Annotated in this window: 17 protein-coding genes and 1 tRNA gene; 3 read left to right on the plus strand and 15 right to left on the minus strand. The window is 66.5% G+C overall.

Going from position 1 to position 17,112, the window contains the following annotated elements; all coding sequences use genetic code 11:
* Positions 1 to 66: 66 nt before the first annotated feature.
* The 13 genes from WJ35_RS04735 to WJ35_RS04795 form a co-directional block, all read right to left on the minus strand.
* A complete protein-coding gene (locus WJ35_RS04735) occupies positions 67 to 480 on the minus strand; it encodes a MerR family transcriptional regulator (protein ID WP_069238829.1) in 414 nt (137 codons plus the stop codon).
* A gap of 47 nt (positions 481 to 527) precedes the next feature.
* Complete coding sequence (locus tag WJ35_RS04740) at positions 528 to 929, minus strand: integration host factor subunit alpha (RefSeq protein ID WP_010092556.1); 402 nt, start codon at positions 927 to 929, stop codon at positions 528 to 530.
* Between the two features lie 84 nt (positions 930 to 1,013).
* Positions 1,014 to 3,443, minus strand: a complete 2,430-nt coding sequence (gene pheT / locus WJ35_RS04745) for a phenylalanine--tRNA ligase subunit beta (RefSeq protein ID WP_060237490.1) — start codon at positions 3,441 to 3,443, stop codon at positions 1,014 to 1,016.
* A gap of 85 nt (positions 3,444 to 3,528) precedes the next feature.
* Positions 3,529 to 4,542 carry a phenylalanine--tRNA ligase subunit alpha gene (pheS, locus tag WJ35_RS04750; RefSeq protein ID WP_060237493.1) on the minus strand — a complete coding sequence of 338 codons (1,014 nt, stop codon included), beginning with the start codon at positions 4,540 to 4,542 and terminating at the stop codon, positions 3,529 to 3,531.
* Positions 4,543 to 4,691: 149 nt separating this feature from the next.
* The gene (gene rplT / locus WJ35_RS04755) at positions 4,692 to 5,051 is read right to left on the minus strand and encodes a 50S ribosomal protein L20 (RefSeq protein ID WP_004192938.1); all 360 of its coding nucleotides are present in this window, start codon (positions 5,049 to 5,051) and stop codon (positions 4,692 to 4,694) included.
* A 30-nt stretch (positions 5,052 to 5,081) separates the two neighbouring features.
* Complete coding sequence (rpmI, locus tag WJ35_RS04760) at positions 5,082 to 5,279, minus strand: 50S ribosomal protein L35 (RefSeq protein ID WP_004191477.1); 198 nt, start codon at positions 5,277 to 5,279, stop codon at positions 5,082 to 5,084.
* Positions 5,280 to 5,471: 192 nt separating this feature from the next.
* On the minus strand, positions 5,472 to 5,996 hold the full coding sequence (infC, locus tag WJ35_RS04765; protein WP_071734130.1) for a translation initiation factor IF-3: 525 nt from the start codon (positions 5,994 to 5,996) through the stop codon (positions 5,472 to 5,474).
* 49 nt (positions 5,997 to 6,045) lie between these two features.
* Positions 6,046 to 7,953, minus strand: a complete 1,908-nt coding sequence (thrS, locus tag WJ35_RS04770; RefSeq protein ID WP_045566232.1) for a threonine--tRNA ligase — start codon at positions 7,951 to 7,953, stop codon at positions 6,046 to 6,048.
* A gap of 267 nt (positions 7,954 to 8,220) precedes the next feature.
* Positions 8,221 to 8,297 (minus strand) — tRNA-Val (locus WJ35_RS04775).
* An 88-nt stretch (positions 8,298 to 8,385) separates the two neighbouring features.
* Positions 8,386 to 10,623: a RelA/SpoT family protein gene (locus tag WJ35_RS04780; protein ID WP_060237530.1), complete on the minus strand. Its 2,238-nt coding sequence runs from the start codon at positions 10,621 to 10,623 to the stop codon at positions 8,386 to 8,388.
* A gap of 48 nt (positions 10,624 to 10,671) precedes the next feature.
* Positions 10,672 to 11,025 (minus strand): RidA family protein, encoded by a 354-nt coding sequence (locus tag WJ35_RS04785; RefSeq protein WP_042583797.1) that lies wholly within the window; start codon positions 11,023 to 11,025, stop codon positions 10,672 to 10,674.
* A gap of 66 nt (positions 11,026 to 11,091) precedes the next feature.
* Complete coding sequence (locus WJ35_RS04790) at positions 11,092 to 11,997, minus strand: alpha/beta fold hydrolase (protein ID WP_069239403.1); 906 nt, start codon at positions 11,995 to 11,997, stop codon at positions 11,092 to 11,094.
* Positions 11,998 to 12,121: 124 nt separating this feature from the next.
* Positions 12,122 to 13,027, minus strand: a complete 906-nt coding sequence (locus WJ35_RS04795; protein ID WP_069239404.1) for a LysR family transcriptional regulator — start codon at positions 13,025 to 13,027, stop codon at positions 12,122 to 12,124.
* A gap of 137 nt (positions 13,028 to 13,164) precedes the next feature.
* Between WJ35_RS04795 and WJ35_RS04800 the strand changes: the two genes are divergently transcribed.
* The 3 genes from WJ35_RS04800 to WJ35_RS04810 are packed head-to-tail and all read left to right on the plus strand — an operon-like array spanning position 13,165 to position 15,495.
* The gene (locus WJ35_RS04800) at positions 13,165 to 13,722 is read left to right on the plus strand and encodes an ester cyclase (RefSeq protein WP_060237499.1); all 558 of its coding nucleotides are present in this window, start codon (positions 13,165 to 13,167) and stop codon (positions 13,720 to 13,722) included.
* Positions 13,706 to 14,749, plus strand: a complete 1,044-nt coding sequence (locus WJ35_RS04805) for a polysaccharide deacetylase family protein (RefSeq protein WP_420480899.1) — start codon at positions 13,706 to 13,708, stop codon at positions 14,747 to 14,749. The genes WJ35_RS04800 and WJ35_RS04805 overlap by 17 nt, the downstream gene beginning before the upstream one ends.
* A 32-nt stretch (positions 14,750 to 14,781) precedes the next feature.
* Positions 14,782 to 15,495: an SDR family oxidoreductase gene (locus WJ35_RS04810; RefSeq protein ID WP_069238831.1), complete on the plus strand. Its 714-nt coding sequence runs from the start codon at positions 14,782 to 14,784 to the stop codon at positions 15,493 to 15,495.
* A 110-nt stretch (positions 15,496 to 15,605) separates the two neighbouring features.
* Here WJ35_RS04810 and WJ35_RS04815 read toward each other — a convergent pair whose 3' ends face one another.
* Positions 15,606 to 16,247 carry a CoA transferase subunit B gene (locus WJ35_RS04815; protein WP_045566236.1) on the minus strand — a complete coding sequence of 214 codons (642 nt, stop codon included), beginning with the start codon at positions 16,245 to 16,247 and terminating at the stop codon, positions 15,606 to 15,608.
* 1 nt (position 16,248) lies between these two features.
* Positions 16,249 to 16,953: a CoA transferase subunit A gene (locus WJ35_RS04820; protein WP_010092571.1), complete on the minus strand. Its 705-nt coding sequence runs from the start codon at positions 16,951 to 16,953 to the stop codon at positions 16,249 to 16,251.
* Positions 16,954 to 17,112 lie beyond the last annotated feature (159 nt).

Below are 17,112 nucleotides of genomic sequence, written 5' to 3' on the forward strand. Positions count from 1 at the left end.
GCGGCCATGAAAAATGCCCGGTGACGCAGCGCCAACCGGGCATTTCATTTGCCGACCAATCTGCGGTCAGTCGTGTTTCAGTCCGTCGATGACGTCGAGCAGCGCCTGCCGCAACGCGGCAACGTCGACCGCCCCACCGGCCTCACCCGCAGCCTGTACGTCGGCGACGCGCTCGTCGCCCGCGGGCGCTGCCCCGGCGCCGCGTTCGCCGCCCGGCGCATCGAGCCGGTTGCGCGCACCATTGATCGTAAAACCCTGCTCGTACAGCAATTCGCGGATCCGCCGGATCAGCAGCACCTCGTGGTGCTGGTAATACCGCCGGTTGCCGCGCCGCTTCACCGGCCGCAACTGCGTGAATTCCTGTTCCCAATAGCGCAGCACATGCGGCTTCACGCCGCACAGTTCGCTGACTTCACCGATCGTGAAGTAGCGCTTCGCGGGAATCGGAGGCAAGACGACTTTCTCAACCGTCGTGGTCATCGTCAGTCAACCATCGGTAAAGGTGCGCGGCGGCCGCGCGGGAGACGTCAGCGCGCGGGGCTTGGCTCCGCGCCGTTTTCGACCAGTGCCTTGAGCTTCTGGCTTGCGTGGAACGTGACCACTCGACGCGCGGCGATCGGTATCGCCTCGCCCGTCTTCGGGTTGCGGCCGGGACGCTGCGGCTTGTCGCGCAGCTGGAAGTTGCCGAACCCCGACAGCTTGACGCTTTCGCCGTTCTCGAGCGCGTCGCGGATCACTTCGAAGAACGCCTCGACCATGTCCTTCGCTTCACGCTTGTTCAGCCCGACGCTGTCGAACAGCAGCTCCGCCAGCTCCGCCTTCGTCAGGGTCGGCGTCTCCGTGGACGCCGGCGCCGAAACGTCGCGGTTCATGGCGCTGCGTTGCGCCGTCAGGAGGGCTTCGAATTCACTCGAGGTCATGTCGTTCATATCTGCCATACAGCGCGTTAAATCAAAACTCACGATGGGGAGCCGGCCGCCCGGGCGACATCGCACCCGGGCAACCTGGGCTCCTTAGCCGCGCAAGCGCGCTCCCACACGAACCATCCGCTCGACAAGCGTCTGGATCGCCTGATCGACGACCTCGTCCTGTAGCGTGCCGGCCGCGTCCTGCAGCGTCACGCGGAAGGCAAGGCTCTTCTCGTGCGCGGCGAGTCCACCGGAAGTATTTGATTTTGCACGAAATTCGTCGAAGAGTACAACCTTCTGAACGAATCGGCAGGCGTCGTCGGCCAGCGCCTTCTTCATCTCGTCGAACAGCGCCTGGACCTCGACCGCCTGATCGACCACGACCGCGATGTCGCGGCGCACCGGCGGGAATTTCGACACATCGGTGGGCGCCGGCAGCGCACGCGCGATCAGCGCGTCGGCGTCGATCTCGAACAGCACCGGCGCGTGCGGCAGCTCGTACTTCTGCATCAGGCGCGGGTGCAGCTCGCCGATCCAGCCGACCGCGCGGCCGTCGACTTCGATGCGCGCGCTGCGGCCCGGATGGAGCGCCGGATGCTCGGCCTTCACGAAACGGGCGGACGTCGGCGCGAGCAGCGCCTCGAGGTCGCCCTTCACGTCGAAGAAATCGACCGCGCGGGTCGGCGCGCCCCACTGCTCGTCCAGCGCCGGGCCGTAGGCCAGCGCGCCGACGCGCTTCGGCTGCGCGTAGCCCGCGACCGCCAGTTCGCCCGACGTGACCGACGAGTCGGCCAGGAACACGCGGCCCGTCTCGAACACGCGCACGCGGTCCGCGCGGCGGTTCAGGTTGTGGCGCAGCACGGCGATCAGGCTGCCGAACAGCGTCGTGCGCATCACCGACAATTGGCTCGCAATCGGATTCAGCAGACGGATCGGGTTGTCGTTGCCCGCGAAATCGCGCTCCCACTCCGCGTCGACGAAGCTGAAGTTGACCGTTTCCGCGTAATCGCGGGCGGCAAGCGCGTGACGAATCGCGTGGATCGAACGCTGCGTCTCGTTGGTCGCGCGCATTTCGCTCGTCGCGACCGGCGGACGCGCCGGAATCTTCTCGAAGCCGTAAATGCGCGCCACTTCCTCGATCAGGTCTTCCTCGATCTCGATGTCGAAGCGGTGCGACGGCGGCGCGACCGAGAACACGTCCTCGTCGCGCTCGAACGACAGGCCGAGGCGCGTGAAGATGTTCGCGATCTCGTCGGCATCGATCTTCACGCCGATGATGCGGTTCGCGCGCGATACGCGCATCTTGACCGGCGCGCGCTGCGGCAGGTTGACGGCCTGGTCGTCAACCGGGCCGGCCTTGCCGCCGCAGATATCGAGAATCAGCTGCGTGATGCGCTCGACGTGCTCGACGGTCGTCGCGTAGTCGACGCCGCGCTCGAAGCGATGCGCCGCATCGGTCGAGAAGTTGTACTTGCGCGCGCGGCCGCGGATGCTGTCCGGCCACCAGAACGCCGCTTCGAGATAGATGTTGGCCGTGTCGAGCGTGACGGCCGTGCTATCGCCGCCCATGATGCCCGCGAGGCTCTCCACTTGGGCGTCATCGGCGATCACGCCGACCGTCTCGTCGAGCTCGACCGAGTTGCCGTTCAACAGCTTCAGCGATTCGCCGCGCTTGCCCCAGCGCACCTCGATGCCGCCGTGGATCTTGTCCAGATCGAACACGTGCGACGGGCGGCCGAGCTCGAACATCACGTAGTTCGAGATGTCGACGAGCGCCGACACGCTGCGCTGGCCGGCGCGCTCGAGGCGCTCGACCATCCACTGCGGCGTCTTCGCGCGCGCGTTCACGCCACGAATCACGCGGCCCGAGAAGCGGCCGCACAGGTCCGGCGCGGCGATCCGCACGGGCAGCGTCTCGTCGAGCTCGACGTGCACCGGACGGATGTCGACCGGCGTGAGCGGCGCACCGGTGATCGCTGCCGTCTCGCGCGCGATGCCGAACACCGACAGGCAGTCGGCCTTGTTCGGCGTCAGCTTGATTTCGAAGATGGTGTCGTCGAGGTTCAGCGTGTCGCGGATGTCCTGGCCGACCGGCGTGTCTTCCGGCAGGATCAGCAGGCCGCTGTGGTCTTCGGACAGCTTCAGCTCGCGCGCCGAGCACAGCATCCCCTGGCTCTCGACGCCGCGCAGCTTCGACAGCTTGATCGCGAACGGCTTGCCGCCCTCTTCGGCCGGCGGCAGCTCGGCGCCAACCAGTGCGACCGGCACCTTGATGCCCGGCGCGACATTCGGCGCGCCGCAGACGATGTTCAGCGTCGCGCCCGTACCGGCGTCGACCTGGCAGACATTGAGCTTGTCCGCATCCGGATGCTTGACGACTTCGAGCACCCGCCCGACGACGATCTTCGACGTCGGCGGCGCGGCCTTGCTCAGCGACTCGACTTCGAGCCCTGCCATCGTCAGTGCATGCGACAGCTCGTCGGTCGTCAGCTGCGGATCGACAAAGGTTCTCAACCAGGATTCAGGGAATTGCATGGATGTCTACGTTCGAAACGGGTTGGATCGACGCCCGGCTCGCTGCGAAGCGCGCACGGGCACAAGTCGGCGCGGCGGGCTCGCGTTACGCGAACTGGCGCAGGAAACGCAGGTCGTTCTCGAAGAACAGACGCAGGTCCTGCACGCCGTAGCGCAGCATCGTCAGGCGCTCGAGGCCGCTGCCGAATGCGAAGCCGATGTAGCGCTCGGGATCGAGGCCCATGTTGCGGATCACGGTCGGATGCACCTGCCCCGAGCCGGAGATCTCGAGCCACTTGCCGGCGTTCTTGCCGTGCTCGAACATCATGTCGATCTCGGCCGACGGTTCCGTGAACGGGAAATACGACGGACGGAAGCGCACGAGGATATCGTCGCGCTCGAAGAATTTCTTCAGGAAGTCGGTATAGACGCCCTTGAGGTCGGCAAAGCTGATATTTTCGTCGATCCAAAGCCCCTCGACTTGATTGAACATCGGCGAGTGGGTCGCATCGCTGTCGACGCGATACGTGCGGCCCGGCGCGATCACCTTGATCGGCGGGCGGTTCATGCGCGCATAACGCACCTGCATCGGGCTCGTGTGCGTGCGCAGCAGCAGCGGACGGCCGTCGGCATCCTTGCCGTCGACGTAGAACGTATCCTGCATCGAACGCGCCGGATGGTTCTCCGGGCTGTTCAGCGACGTGAAATTGAACCAGTCGGTCTCGATCTCGGGACCGTCGGCCACGTCGAAGCCGATCGTGCGGAAAATCTGTTCGACGCGCTCCCACGTGCGCATCACGGGGTGCAGGCTGCCTGCACCGGCGCCGCGGCCCGGCAGCGTGACGTCGATCGACTCGGCGGCGAGGCGCTGGTTCAGCAGCACGTCGGCCAGCGCCTGGCGGCGCGCGGTCAGCGCGGCTTCGACCTGCTGCTTCGCGACGTTGATGCGTGCGCCTTCGGTCTTGCGTGCTTCGGGATCGAGCTTGCCGAGGCCCTTCAGCAACTCGGTCAGCGCACCCGACTTGCCGAGGAAGCGGGCTTTCTCGTTTTCGAGCGTGGTGATGTCGGCAGCCTGTTCGAAGGACTGCTGCGCGTCGGCGACAATCTGGTCCAGATCCATAGATCCCATCATTTCCAACGTCATTCGGTCTTGGCGAGCGAAATCGCTCCACCAAACAAAAAAGGGGCTCGGAAGAGCCCCGTTTTCGCTGCAGCGGCCGAGACTACCGGAACATCGCTGCAACTAACCACGCAGTGCTAATTTCGCAATTAGGCTGCAACGGCGGCTTTCACCTGCTTGACGATCGCAGCAAAAGCAGCCTTGTCGAACACCGCCATGTCGGCCAGCACCTTACGGTCGAGTTCGATCGACGCCTTCTTCAGGCCGTTGATGAACACGCTGTAGGTCATGTCGTGCTGGCGAACTGCCGCGTTGATACGCGTGATCCACAGTGCGCGGAACACACGCTTCTTGTTGCGGCGATCGCGGTACGCGTACTGGCCAGCGCGCATCACCGCCTGCTTGGCGATGCGGTAGACGTTATTGCGGCGGCCGCGATAACCCTTGGCCAGGTTGATGATCTTCTTGTGACGGGCCCGTGCGGTTACCCCACGTTTGACTCGAGGCATGTTTCTCTCCTTTGAGTATCGATTGAGGGGTTACGCGAACGGAAGCATCGCGCGGACGGAGTTCAGATCGGAATCATGAACTGCCGTGGCGCCGCGCAGGTGACGCTTGTTCTTCGTGGTTTTCTTGGTCAGGATGTGGCGCTTGAAGGCTTGACCGCGCTTGACGGTACCGCCCGGACGCACCACGAAGCGCTTTGCAGCGCTCTTCTTGGTCTTCATCTTAGGCATGACGAACAACTCCAGTTTATTAGATGGCGATGGGTGTGCGGTTGGCTTGCGCCCTTGACCCGCCCTTCGAAACCCAGTCCACTTGTGTACGGCGAACCGCTTGCGCAGCCGCCGTCATCGTTGGCGCGCCGCCCTGACCGGGCCACGCGCCGAACCACTTCGAAACCCGCGCGCGCGTCGCGCGCCGGCCCGTTACTTCTTTTTCTTCGGCGAGAGCACCATGATCATCTGGCGCCCTTCCATCTTCGGCATCTGCTCGACCTGGCCGACTTCCTCGAGATCCGTGCGCAGACGCTCGAGCATCCGCATGCCGATCTCCTGGTGAGCCATTTCGCGGCCGCGGAAACGCAACGTGATCTTCGTCTTGTCGCCTTCCTCGAGGAAGCGCACGAGGTTACGCAGCTTGACGTTGTAATCCCCGTCATCGGTACCCGGGCGGAACTTGACTTCCTTGACCTGGATGACCTTCTGCTTCAGCTTCGCTTCGTGCTGCTTCTTGGATTCCTGGTACTTGAACTTGCCGTAATCCATCAGACGGCAAACCGGGGGAACCGCCTGCGGCGCGATTTCCACCAGGTCAACATCCAGTTCTTCCGATTTACGGAAAGCATCAGCGAGTTTTACGATACCGAGCGGTTCGTTCTCGATCCCGACCAGACGCACTTCCGGCGCAGTGATTTCACCGTTGATGCGATGCGACGACTTATCAGTAGCGATGTTACGTTTCCTCTAAAAATTAAAAAAACGAGCCGCGCTGCCAGGGCGGTTACTTGAACGAGCGCAGGTCTTCCTGCAGACGCTCAACGAAGGCTTCGACCGGCATCACGCCAAGATCGACGCCGCCACGGGCACGCACGGCTACCGTTTGCGCATCACGCTCCTTGTCGCCCACGACGAGCAGATAAGGCACCTTTTCCAGCGTGTGCTCGCGTATTTTATAGCTAATCTTCTCGTTGCGCAAATCGGCCGCCGCCCTAACCCCTTGTTTTTGCAACGTTTGGGCTAAAGATTGCGCATATTCGGCCTGACTTTCGGCGATATTGAGCACAATTGCCTGGAACGGCGCGAGCCAGACCGGCATTGCACCAGCGTGGTGCTCGATCAGGATGCCGAGGAAACGCTCCATCGAGCCGACGATTGCCCGGTGCAGCATCACCGGCCGGCGGCGGCTGTTGTCTTCCGCGACGTACTCGGCGCCCAGGCGCTCAGGCAGCACCATGTCGAGCTGCAGCGTACCGCACTGCCACGAGCGGCCGAGCGCATCCTTGATGTGGTACTCGATCTTCGGGCCGTAGAACGCACCCTCGCCCGGCAGCTCTTCCCACGTGAGGCCGCAGGCCGTCAGCGCGTCGCGCAGGCCCTGCTCGGCGCGATCCCACGTCTCGTCCGTGCCCGCGCGCTGGTCAGGGCGCAGCGACAGCTTGATGTCGATGTGATCGAAGCCGAAATCCTTGTACACGCTCATCGCGAGCGTGTTGAACGCGATCGATTCCGAGATGAACTGATCTTCGGTACAGAAGATGTGCGCATCGTCCTGCACGAAGCCGCGCACGCGCATCAGGCCGTGCAGCGCGCCCGACGCCTCGTTGCGGTGGCACGAGCCGAATTCGGCGTAGCGCAGCGGCAGGTCGCGGTACGAGCGCAGGCCGTGCTTGAACACCTGGACGTGCCCCGGGCAGTTCATCGGCTTGATCGCGTAGTCTCGCTTCTCCGACTCCGTCGTGAACATGTTCTCGCGGTAGTTCTGCCAGTGGCCGGACGCCTCCCACAGCGAGCGGTCCATGATCATCGGCGTCTTGATCTCGAGGTAGCCGGCCTCGTTCACGCGGCGGCGCATGTACTGCTCGACCTGCTGCCACAGCGCCCAGCCCTTCGGGTGCCAGAACACCATGCCCGGCGACTCTTCCTGCATGTGGAACAGGTCGAGCTGCTTGCCGAGCTTGCGGTGGTCGCGCTTTTCCGCTTCCTCGAGCATGTGCAGGTACTGGTCCTGATCTTCCTTCTTCGTCCAGGCCGTGCCGTAGATGCGCTGCAGCTGCTCGTTCTTCGAGTCGCCGCGCCAGTACGCGCCCGCGACCTTCATCAGCTTGAAGACCTTCAGCTTGCCCGTCGACGGCACGTGCGGGCCTCGGCACAGGTCCGTGAAGCCGCCGTGCGAATACAGCTTGATCTCGTCGCTTTGCGGAATCGACTCGATGATCTCGGCCTTGTACTTCTCGCCGATGCTGCGGAAGTACCCCGCCGCCTCGTCGCGCGACACGACGCGGCGCGTCACGGGCTCGTCCTTCTTCGCGATCTCCTGCATGCGCTTTTCGATCTTTTCCAGATCTTCCGGCGTGAACGGCCGGTGGTACGAGAAGTCGTAGTAGAAGCCGTTGTCGATCACCGGCCCGATCGTCACCTGCGCGTCCGGATACAGCTCCTTGACCGCATAGGCAAGCAAGTGCGCCGTCGAGTGGCGGATGATGTCGAGACCGTCAGCGTCCTTGTCCGTGACGATCGCGAGCGACGCGTCGCGGTCGATCACCGCGGACGTATCCACGAGTTCGCCGTCGAGCTTGCCGCCGAGCGCAGCCTTTGCGAGACCGGGACCAATCGAGGCCGCCACTTCGGCGACCGTCACCGGATGCTCGTATTGTCGAACTGAGCCGTCAGGCAAGCGTATCGAAACCATAGCAATCTCCGTGATGCCGTCAGTGGGCGGCAGACCAAGCACGCGATGAAAGTCACGCGCGAAATTTTCGCGACAAAAAAAATGCGGCCCCGCTTTCGAGGGGCCGCATTCGATACTTCACTCAAACCGCAAGGGCGAAAACGTTCCTCGACTAGCGTCGCTCCGAAGTGGTTTCGGTCAACGTTCGCGGTGTCATAACCGTATTCGCCTTGTACGCGTTGAGTTTTTACTGCTTCGAACATCCGAAAACCGGATGCTCCTGTTCGTTGGTAGGCTCGATTGGACTCGAACCAACGACCCCCACCATGTCAAGGTGGTGCTCTAACCAGCTGAGCTACGAGCCTGAAGAAGCTGAAATTATATGGAGCTGTAATTCACTTGGCAAGTGTTTTTATGCAATCGCAGCAAAATAATACCGATCCGGCCCCGGCATCACGCCTTCCGGCCCGCCCGGACGACGCCCTGCACCTCGCCGAGCAGCGTGCACGCGCGCTGCACCTGCGCCGAGTTCGAGATCTCCACCGTGAACTGCATGAATGCCGCATTGCGGCGAGTCTGCGTCTTCACGCCGACGACGTTGAGCTTCTCGCGCGCGAACACTTCGGAGATGTCGCGCAGCAGCCCCTGCCGGTCGGTCGCCTCGATCATCAGGTCGACCGGATAGACCGACGCGCCGCGGCCGCCCAGCACGTCGGCGGACCAGGTGGTCTGCAGCACGCGCTCCGGCGCCCGCTCCGCCATCCGGCGGAACGTCGCGCAATCGCTGCGATGGATCGACATCCCCTTGCCGCGCGTGACGAAGCCGCTGATCGGATCGGGCGGCGCGGGCCGGCAGCAGCGTGCGAGCTGCGTCAGCAGCGCATCGACGCCGACCACCAGCACGCCGGTCGACGCGCCGTGCGCGACGCTCGCGCCGCTGCTGCGCTTCTCGAAATCGGCAGGCGCCTCGGGCGCGGGTTCGGGCGGCGGCGCATCGGACAGCGCCTGCTCGACGTTGCGCAGGCTGAACTCCTCCTTGCCGACGACCGAGAACAGCTCGTCGGGCGTCTTGAAGCCGAGCTTCGCCGCCAGGTTGTCGAGATTGACCGAAGTCCTGCCTTCGCGCTGCAGCGTTTTTTCGACGAGCGCGCGGCCGTGCGCGATGTTCTCTTCGTGCTCGATCGCGTTGAACCACGCGCGCACCTTCTGCCGCGCGCGCGGGCTCTTCAGGTAGCCGAGCTGCGCATTCAGCCAGTCGCGCGACGGCCCGCCCTCCTTCACCGCGACGATCTCGACCGTCTGGCCGTTCGCGAGCGGCGTGTTGAGCGGCACCATCGCGCCGTCGACGCGCGCGCCGCGGCAGCGGTGGCCCAGCTCGCTGTGCAGGTGATACGCGAAATCCACCGGCGTCGCGCCCTGCGGCAGCGCGATCACGCGCGCCTGCGGCGTCAGCACGTAGATGTGGTCGTCGTCGAGCGTCGTCTCGCGCAGCTGCGCCCATGCCTTGCCTCCGGCCGCGCCCCCGCCGTCCTCGACATCGTCCTTCCACGCGAGCAGCTGGCGCAGCCAGGCGATCTTCTCGTCGTATTTGTCGCTCGCGGAGAACTGGCCGCCGTAGCCGCGCGCGCCGGCCTCCTTGTAGCGCCAGTGCGCGGCGACGCCGTATTCCGCGAAGCTGTGCATCTCGTGCGTGCGGATCTGCACTTCGAACGCGCGCCCGTCGTCGCCGATCACGACCGTGTGCAGCGACTTGTAGCCGTTCGGCTTCGGACGCGAGATGTAGTCGTCGAACTCCTTCGGCACCGGCTGCCACAGGTGATGCACGATGCCGAGCACCGTGTAGCAATCCTTGATGTCCGGCACGATCACGCGGAACGCGCGCACGTCGTACAGCTCGGAGAAGTCGAGCTCCTTGCCGCGCATCTTGCGCCAGATGCTGTAGATGTGCTTCGGCCGGCCGCTCACCTCGGCCTGGATGTGTGCGGCCGCCAGCTCGCGCTGCAGGCGCCCGATCGCCTCCGCGACATACGCCTCGCGCTCGACGCGCTTCTCGTCGAGCAGTTTCGCGATCCGCTTGTACGTGACCGGATCCTCGAAGCGGAACGCCAGATCTTCCAGCTCCCATTTCAGCTGCCAGATGCCGAGGCGGTTCGCGAGCGGCGCGTAGATCTCGAGCGTTTCGCGCGCGACGTCCGGCGGCGGCGCGACCTTCGCGGCCGCGTAGTAGCGCAGCGACTGCAGCCGCGACGCGAGCCGGATCAGCACCACGCGGATGTCCTGCGCAAACGCGAGCAGCATCTTGCGCAGCGCCTCGATCTGCGCGCGGCGCTCGGCCGCGGCGTCGCGTCCGGCCTCCGGCGCCGCGTTCTGGGCGACACGCAGGCTGACCGTGCCGAGCCGCAGCAGCTTGCGCACGTCGGACACGAGGCGTGCGACTTCGTCGCCGAACCGTGCGGCAAGCTCGCGCTCCGGATCGTTCAGGTGCGGCGTCAGCGCAAACAGCGCCGCCGCCTGCACCGCGGGTGGATCGACGTTCAGCTTGCCCATGATCGACGCCGTGCCGGCCGCGTGGTCGGCGAGCAGCTCGCCCGACGACAGGCGCGCGTCGCCCGCATGCTCGCGCACGAACGCGAGCACGTCGTCGAACGACGGCGACGCGGCGGAGGAAGCGGAAACGGTATCGGCGGTCATCATGCAGCCCGGTGAAGCATGGTCGTCAGCGACGACACTCGGTTCAGGTCAGCTCCGCTGCGCAGCAACGACGACGATTTCGACGAGCAGCGCGGGATCCGCGAGCTTCGCCTCGACGGTGGCGCGCGGCGGCGTGTTGCCCGGCGCGACCCATGCGTCCCACTCTTCGTTCATGCCCGCGAAGTTCGCCAGATCGGAAATATAGATCTGCACCGACAGCAGATGCGCCTTGTCGCTGTTCGCCTCCGCGAGCAGGCGGTCGATGTGGCCGAGCACTTCGCGCGTCTGGCCCTTGATGTCCTGGGTCGTGTCTTCGGCGATCTGGCCGGCAAGGTACACGGTGCCGTTGTGAATCGCGATTTCGGAAAGACGGGCGCCGACGTGGTGACGAGTAACTGCCATGGAATGTTCCGCTTGAAAGAATGGATGATTCGCCCGGCGGCACGGCCCGCGCCGCCGAACCATATATTATGACGCGGTTGCGCCCTCTTCGAGGAAAAACCCGCGCGCGAGCGCGATCTGGTCCGCGCTCATGAACGCCGGCGCATGGCCAACGCCGGCAATTTCCGCGTGCGACACATGCCGGCCGCGCCGCGTCATTTCCGCGACCGTCTCGCGCGACAGCAGATCGGACGCCGCGCCGCGCACGACGAGCAGCGTCGCGTCCGTCGTTTCGATCGCGCGCCACAGCGCGGCCTCGCCAAGCGCGGCCAGCTCGGGCGTCGTCGCCTTGAACGGCTCCGCGATCCGCGGGTCGTAGCGGATCGTCCAACCGCCTTCGGGCAGCTCGCGCAGCAGCGGTGCGTTGATCTCGCGCCATTCGTCGCCGGTGAGCGCGCCGAACGGCAGCGACAGCGACGTCAGGTAATCGATGCCTTCCTGCTCGGTCGCGAAGCGCGGCTGCACGCCCAGATATTCGCCGATGCGCGTGAGCGAATCCGGCTCGATCCGCGGGCCGACGTCGTTGACGATCATCCGCCGCACCGGCGAGCCCGGCAGCCCCGCAAGCGCGAGCCCGATCAGGCCGCCCATCGACGTGCCGAACCAGTCGACCGATTCGACGTCGAGGCGCGCGATCAGCGTAACCATGTCGGCCACGTATTGCGGAATCGCGTAGAGCCGCGGATCCGCGAGCCAGTCCGAGCGGCCGCGCCCGACGACGTCCGGGCACACGACGCGATACGTATCGGCAAGCGCCGCGGCGAGCCGGTCGAAATCACGCCCCGAGCGGGTCAGCCCGTGCACGCAGACCAGCACGCGCGGATTGGCGGGATCGCCCCATTCGGTGTACGCGACGTGGTGAAGGCCGGCAGCGCTCGCGCACTGCACGCGCCGCTGGCGGGGAACCGGTGGATTCGCTGAAATGATGGGCATCGTGGGCATCCTGTCGAGCGCGGGCGGCGCGTGCCGGCCGGTGCGATCGATTGTAAACCGCTTCGCCGCGGCGGCGCGTCGCGCAAGCCGCGACCCTCGCGCGCATCGCTCGCCCCGCCTCGGCTCACGCGCCGGGCTGCCACGCGTCGCGCAACTGCTCGCGCAGGAACTCGACGAAGGCGCGCACGCGCAACGGCACGTGCCGCCCGCCCGGATACACGGCGTGCAACGGCGCGGCCGGCGCCGCGAACGCCGGCAGCACGCGCACGAGCGTGCCGGCGTCGAAATCGGCGTCGACGTCCCAGATCGATTTCAGCGCGATGCCCGCGCCTTCGAGCGCGAACGACCGGGCCGCCCCGCCGTCGTTGGTGAGCAGCGCGGCCGTGACGTCGACGGCCACGCTGCCGTTGGCGCCGTCGAACCGCCATTCGGTGCGCGGCTGATCGCCGAGCACGATGCATCGGTGTGCCCGCAGGTCGGCCGGATGGGCCGGCAGCCCGTGCGTCGCGACGTAGCTCGGCGCTGCGCACAGCACGCGGCGGTTCGGCGCGAGCGCGCGCGCGATCATCGACGAGTCGGCCAGGCTGCCGATCCGCACGGCGACGTCGATCTCGTGCGCGAGCAGGTCGACGACCGAATCGGTCAGCATCAGCTGCACCGTCACCTGCGGATGCCGCCGCTGAAATTCAGCGACGAGCGGCGCAAGCCGCAGGCGGCCGAGCTCGCCCGGCGCCGTCACGCGCAGCAGGCCGCTCACCGTGCCGCGCCGATCCTGCATCAGCGCTTCGGCCTGCTCGATTTCGGCCAGGATGCGCAGCACCTGCGCGTGGAACTGCGCGCCTTCGTCGGTCAGCGTCTGCTGCCGCGTCGTGCGGTGCAGCAGGCGCACGCCGAGCCGCGACTCGAGGTGCGCGAGCCGCTTGCTGACCACCGACAGCGACAGGTCGAGTTCTCGCGCGGCCGCCGACAGGCTGCCCGCCGACACGATGCGCGCGAAGGTTTCGAGCGCCGGCAGGTCGTCGATCAGCACCACTGCCCTCGCATTTCGCTCACCTTTCCAATTTTCGAATAATCCATTCGCGATCAGCCCGTATTTACATCCAAAACGGAAACTTACCATGACCATCACGCGTTGACCCGACGCCTCTTCACGAACAGGAGAATCCGATGTCCGCCCTTTTCCCCCCGGCCGGCCGCCTGACCGTCCGCCTGCTCGCCGCCGCGCTGGTCGCGGCCGCGCTGCCGCCCACGGCTGCGCAAGCCGACGAACTCGTCACGCCGCGCGACCTGACGGTCGCCGCCGGCCTGCCCGCCGCGCAGGCAAGCGCACAGGTTCTCGCCGCGCGCCGTTACGGCACGTTCTGGGACACCGGCGACGCGGCGCTCGCCCGCGCGGCGCTCGCACCCGATTTCACCGACCGCACGCTGCCTGCCGGACGCGCCCAGGGGCTGCCGGGCCCGCTCGCCGCCTCCCGCACGATGCGCGCGGCGGTGCCGGACCTGCGTTGCGAGATCGAGCAGATGATCGTGGCCGGCGATCGCGTCGTCGTTCACCTGCATTTTCGCGGACACTTCACGGGGACCTTCAACGGCACCGCCGGGCACGGCCAGCCGGTCGACTTCATCGCGACCGACATCTACCGGATCGCGGACGGCCGCATCGCCGACAACTGGCACATCGAGGACAACCTGACGCTGATGCGCCAGCTTGGCCTCGCCAACTGAGGATGCCGCGATGACGCCCATCGATCCCTCCATGCGCCCCGGACGGCGCACGTTTCTCGCACAGGCAGGCGCCGGCGCGGGACTGGCCGCCGGCCTCGCGCTCGGCGCGGCCGCCACGCCGGCCGGCACCGCGACCGCCGGCACGGCCCCTGCCGCGCCGCACGGCGCGGGACCGTTCTGGCCCGACGGCATCCGCCTCGTGATCTCGATCTCGATGCAGTTCGAAGCGGGCGGCCAGCCGCCCAAGGGTGCGGACAGCCCGTTTCCGCCCGTCGCGTTCCCGCCATCCGTGCCCGCCGACCTCGCGTCCGGCACCTGGTTCGCGTACGGCTACCGCGAAGGCATCCCGCGCCTGCTCGATTTGTGGGACCGGCACGACGTCAAGGTCACGTCGCACATGATCGGCGAGGCGGTCCGGCATCGCCGCCCCGAGCTGGCGCGCGAGATCGTCGCGCGCGGTCACGAGGCCTCGGCGCACGGGCCGAGCTGGCGCTCGCAATTCGCGATGAACCGCGACGACGAACGGCGCTTCCTGCTCGACGCCCGCGACATGGTGGAAGCCGCGACCGGCCAGCGGCCGATCGGCTACAACTGCAACTGGCTGCGGCGCGGCCCGAACACGCTGTCGCTGCTGCAGGAACTCGGCTACGTCTATCACATCGACGACGTCAGCCGCGACGAGCCGTTCATCGAGGCGGTCAACGGACGCGACTTCGTGGTCGTGCCGTACACGCTGCGCAACAACGACATCCTGCTGATCGAGGGCCGCAATTATTCGCCGTCGATGTTCCTCGAACAGATCAAGCTCGATTTCGACCAGTTGTACGCGGAAGCCGGGCAACGGCGCCGGCTGATGTCGATCAGCGCGCACGACCGGATCAGCGGCACGCCGCAGATGGTGCGCGCGTGGGACGCGTTCCTGCGCTACGCCCGCTCGCATCCGGGCGTGGCCTTCATGCGCAAGGACGACATCGCGCGCTACGCGCTGAGCAGCCCGTCGACGCTGCGCGAAACCGAAACGATCTGAGCGACCGCCCTTTCTCATCCGAACCGACCATCATGAACGATTCACTCAATGGCAGGACAGTCCTCGTCGTCGGCGGCAGCTCCGGCATCGGCGCCGCCGCCGCGCAAGCCTTCGCGCAACGCGGCGCGACCGTGACGATCGCGTCGCGCCACCCCGAGCGGGCCGGCGCGGCGGCCGCGCCAGGCGCTGCGGTGCGCCGCGAAACGCTGGACGTCACCGATACCGCGGCCGTCGACGCGTTCTGCGCGCGGGCCGGCCAGTTCGACCACGTCGTGATCTCCGCCGCCCGGACGGCCTCCGGCCCGGTCCGGTCGCTGCCGTTCGACGACGCGCAAGCCGCGATGAACAGCAAGTTCTGGGGCGCGTATCGCGTCGCACGCGCGATCGACATCGCGCCGGGCGGCTCGCTGACGTTCGTGTCGGGTTTCCTTAGCGCAAGGCCGAGCGCGTCGTCCGTGCTGCAGGGCGCGATCAACGCGGCGCTCGAGGCGCTCGCCCGCGGCCTCGCGCTCGAACTGGCGCCGGTGCGCGTGAATACCGTGTCGCCGGGCCTGATCGCGACGCCGATGTGGGACAAGCTCGCCCCCGACGCGCGCGACGCACTGTTCGCGAACGCCGCGCAACGCCTGCCCGCCCGCCGCGTCGGCCGGCCGGAAGACGTCGCGAACGCGATCGTCTATCTGGCGACGACGCCTTACGCAACCGGCTCGACCGTGCTGGTCGACGGCGGCGGCACGATTGCGTGACGCACGCCGCGGCCGGTGGGCCGCTCATTCGCTGCGCCCGAACGACAAGCGCCCCGCATTCCGTCGGGAATGCGGGGCGCCGAAGGGTGCGCCGGACGCGCGCGACGCGCTTACGCGACCGCGCTCACGTCGAGCGGTGCGCCGGTCTTCGCCTGGATCTCGTCGACGCTGACGCCGTCGGCGAGCTCGATCACCTTGAGGCCGGCCGGCGTCACTTCGATCACGCCGAGATCGGTGATGATCAGGTCGACCACGCCGACACCCGTCAGCGGCAGGGTGCACTCCTCGAGGATCTTGTGCTGGTCGCCCTTCGCGACGTGCTCCATCAGCACGACGACGCGCTTCACGCCGGCGACGAGATCCATCGCGCCGCCCATCCCCTTGATCATCTTGCCGGGGATCATCCAGTTCGCGAGGTCGCCCTGCTTGCTGACCTGCATCGCGCCGAGGATCGCGAGGTTGATGTGGCCGCCGCGGATCATCGCGAACGAGTCGGCAGACGAGAAGATCGACGAGCCCGGCAGCGTCGTGACGGTCTGCTTGCCGGCGTTGATCAGGTCGGCGTCGACTTCGTCCTCGGTCGGCGACGGGCCGATGCCGAGCAGGCCGTTCTCCGACTGCAGCCAGACTTCGACGCCTTCCGGCACGTGGTTCGCGACGAGCGTCGGCAGGCCGATGCCGAGGTTCACGTAGAAGCCGTCCTGCAGTTCCTGCGCCGCGCGCGCGGCCATCTGGTCACGATTCCAAGCCATGTCAGTCTCCTTTCGCGCGCACGACGCGTTGTTCGATGCGTTTCTCGGGCGTCGCGTTCAGCACGAGCCGCTGCACGAAAATCCCCGGCGTGTGGATCTGGTCCGGATCGAGCTCGCCGTTCTCGACGATCTCCTCGACCTCGGCGACGGTGATCCGGCCCGCCATCGCGCACATCGGATTGAAGTTGCGCGCCGTGCGGCGATAGATCAGGTTGCCCGACTTGTCGGCCTTCCACGCCTTCACGAGCGCGACGTCGGCCGTCAGCGACGGCTCGAGCACGTAGTGGCGGTCGCCGAACTGGCGCGTTTCCTTGCCTTCCGCGATCACAGTGCCGTAGCCGGTATTGGTGAAGAACGCGGGGATGCCCGCGCCGCCCGCGCGCAGCTTCTCGGCGAGCGTGCCCTGCGGCGTGAATTCCAGCTCCAGCTCGCCCGCCAGGTATTGGCGCTCGAACTCCTTGTTCTCGCCGACATACGACGAGATCATCTTCCTGATCTGGCGCGTTTCGAGCAGCAGGCCGAGACCGAAGCCGTCGACGCCCGCGTTGTTGCTGATGCAGGTGATGCCCTTGACGCCCGAATCGCGCAACGCGCCGATCAGCGCCTCGGGAATGCCGCACAGGCCGAAGCCGCCCACCGCGAAGGTCTGTCCGTCCTGGACGATCCCTTCCAGCGCGGCCGCCGCGCTTGGATAGACTTTATTCATCTGTATGTCCCTTCCTCTATGGAAACCAGCGAAACCGGGTTCGCGCGCCGGCGTGGCTCGCGGGCCCGCCGCATCATTCTATGCATGCACGGCAAGGCCTGCCGTGACGACGCGCTTCTTCTTGTGCCGCGGCAAGCGCCGCGAGATGCCTGAAAGGGT

This window comes from Burkholderia ubonensis, from assembly GCF_001718695.1.
In the GTDB taxonomy this organism is placed as follows: domain Bacteria; phylum Pseudomonadota; class Gammaproteobacteria; order Burkholderiales; family Burkholderiaceae; genus Burkholderia; species Burkholderia ubonensis_B.

Bases quoted from the DNA above. Each gene is read 5' to 3' on its own strand.
- WJ35_RS04735 (WP_069238829.1), bottom strand. From the start codon at position 480: ATGACCACGACGGTTGAGAAAGTCGTCTTGCCTCCGATTCCCGCGAAG.
- pheT (WP_060237490.1), bottom strand. From the start codon at position 3,443: ATGCAATTCCCTGAATCCTGGTTGAGAACCTTTGTCGATCCGCAGCTG.
- WJ35_RS04815 (WP_045566236.1), bottom strand. From the start codon at position 16,247: ATGGCTTGGAATCGTGACCAGATGGCCGCGCGCGCGGCGCAGGAACTG.
- WJ35_RS04780 (WP_060237530.1), bottom strand. From the start codon at position 10,623: ATGACCGCCGATACCGTTTCCGCTTCCTCCGCCGCGTCGCCGTCGTTC.
- WJ35_RS04790 (WP_069239403.1), bottom strand. From the start codon at position 11,997: ATGCCCATCATTTCAGCGAATCCACCGGTTCCCCGCCAGCGGCGCGTG.
- pheS (WP_060237493.1), bottom strand. From the start codon at position 4,542: ATGGATCTGGACCAGATTGTCGCCGACGCGCAGCAGTCCTTCGAACAG.
- WJ35_RS04800 (WP_060237499.1), top strand. From the start codon at position 13,165: ATGTCCGCCCTTTTCCCCCCGGCCGGCCGCCTGACCGTCCGCCTGCTC.
- WJ35_RS04820 (WP_010092571.1), bottom strand. From the start codon at position 16,953: ATGAATAAAGTCTATCCAAGCGCGGCGGCCGCGCTGGAAGGGATCGTC.
- thrS (WP_045566232.1), bottom strand. From the start codon at position 7,953: ATGGTTTCGATACGCTTGCCTGACGGCTCAGTTCGACAATACGAGCAT.
- WJ35_RS04785 (WP_042583797.1), bottom strand. From the start codon at position 11,025: ATGGCAGTTACTCGTCACCACGTCGGCGCCCGTCTTTCCGAAATCGCG.
- rpmI (WP_004191477.1), bottom strand. From the start codon at position 5,279: ATGCCTAAGATGAAGACCAAGAAGAGCGCTGCAAAGCGCTTCGTGGTG.
- rplT (WP_004192938.1), bottom strand. From the start codon at position 5,051: ATGCCTCGAGTCAAACGTGGGGTAACCGCACGGGCCCGTCACAAGAAG.
- WJ35_RS04810 (WP_069238831.1), top strand. From the start codon at position 14,782: ATGAACGATTCACTCAATGGCAGGACAGTCCTCGTCGTCGGCGGCAGC.
- WJ35_RS04740 (WP_010092556.1), bottom strand. From the start codon at position 929: ATGAACGACATGACCTCGAGTGAATTCGAAGCCCTCCTGACGGCGCAA.